Here is a 342-nt window from a genome sequence, read left to right as displayed (position 1 = left end):
TGGCGGTACCCCATCACTATCAAGCTAAGGTTTTGCACTATCTATAAAGCAAAAAAGACGTTATCCTTTCTGTAGAATTATAGGAAAGGATGGCGTTTTTGTATGTCTATTTCTGTATCTGAGGAATTACAACTATTTGCTCAAGAGATTCAAAGCTTTTTATCTCCAAATACCTTACGGGATCTTGCTAGGGATGTTGGTTTTGTACAACGAACCAGTAAGTACCAAGCAAAAGATTTAGTAGCTTTATGTGTATGGGTGAGCCAAAATGTAGCTATGACTTCTTTAACTCAGTTATCTAGCTGTTTAGAAGCATCAACAGAAGTACTCATCAGTCCTGAG

The 342-nt window shown here is 37.4% G+C and carries 1 pseudogene; it reads left to right on the top strand.

Features of this window, described 5'->3' with window-relative positions:
* Nucleotides 1-102 precede the first annotated feature (102 nt).
* Nucleotides 103-342 (top strand): annotated as a pseudogene (locus ACM6HU_RS01035) (IS4 family transposase); the annotation flags it as partial.

The sequence above is a fragment of the Bacillus sp. IT-79MI2 genome (assembly GCF_949768135.1).
In the GTDB taxonomy this organism is placed as follows: domain Bacteria; phylum Bacillota; class Bacilli; order Bacillales; family Bacillaceae_G; genus Bacillus_A; species Bacillus_A pseudomycoides.
The sequence above is the reverse complement of the archived record's forward strand: the minus strand, read 5'-3'. Positions and strand labels throughout refer to the sequence as shown.